At 49.0% G+C, this 962-nt stretch carries 2 protein-coding genes; one reads left to right on the top strand and one right to left on the bottom strand.

The genetic code is table 11. The features are described 5' to 3' along the window. On the bottom strand, nt 1-294 hold a 294-nt coding region (locus Xenpb_RS19330), incomplete at its 3' end, for an antirestriction protein (RefSeq protein ID WP_255523220.1). Between the two features lie 262 nt (nt 295-556). Between Xenpb_RS19330 and Xenpb_RS19335 the strand changes: the two genes are divergently transcribed. Further along, the gene (locus tag Xenpb_RS19335) at nt 557-754 is read left to right on the top strand and encodes a hypothetical protein (protein WP_222943053.1); all 198 of its coding nucleotides are present in this window, start codon (nt 557-559) and stop codon (nt 752-754) included. Nucleotides 755-962: the final 208 nt, after the last annotated feature.

Here is a 962-nt window from a genome sequence, read left to right on the forward strand (position 1 = left end):
GGGTTCATCCAGCACCGCGATACGGGCAAACACCGCTGTTGTCACCGCCAGCCCGAACGCGTCGGCAGAAAGTGTGATAGTTAACGCATTATCCGGCAGACAGACAGAATACGTGGCGGCGGACGTCGGCACCATATAGGTCAGCTGCTCAGAGGCATCCCGCCTGTCCCAGCATTCATAGCGGTATTCAGCGCATAACTGGACGGCGGTATTGGCAATCAGAAACCCCAGAAACAACCGTTCCAGCGGTTTTTTGCCGGGAAACACGGCAGACAGCGCGGGACTGTCTAGCATGATAAGGTCACCTTCTTGCATGATGTTCTCCTGTGAATAAAAAAAGACGGAGAACACCCTGCCCGACGGGAAGCATGTTCCCCGTCCGGGTGACTGGCGTAGTGCCAGGTAGGATTAAATAACCTTCATCATCTATAAAGACGATATCTGCTTCCAAAGGTGGGCAGATGTACCACACAGTGTGTACTCCCTTGCAGGCTACGGGAGTGTTGTTGTCGCTGCCCGAAGGTGATCCCCACAAGCGACCGGATCATTCATCAACGTGATGACGCTAATGGACAGCGATAATACGGTCAAGGGGGGAATTCTTTTTCCGGCAGGGAAAAATAACGTTATTCTGTCTCACCATTCTGATAATACACCTGACGGATATAGTGTCCCCGCCCATCCTATAAAGATGAAAATTGATTTAATGTCTCGGAGAACGACATCAGGGAATGGCGAGGAATGGCTTGATTAAACGCCCCCGTAGAAGATAAATATGGATACACTTTTTACAACAGAACACGTTCCAGGTAGCGTTTCGAACAGCCCCCTTTACTTGGGGGCTGGGATATTTAAAATCGTTTACACAAGAAAAGAGGCCTCGAAAATTCGTTGAAAATGTAAAGATCTTTATCAACCGACGTAATATTTAGGTAAGAGGATGACGGTACTCTTCCCAATAT

This window comes from Xenorhabdus sp. PB62.4 (genome assembly GCF_014467285.1).
GTDB lineage: Bacteria > Pseudomonadota > Gammaproteobacteria > Enterobacterales > Enterobacteriaceae > Xenorhabdus.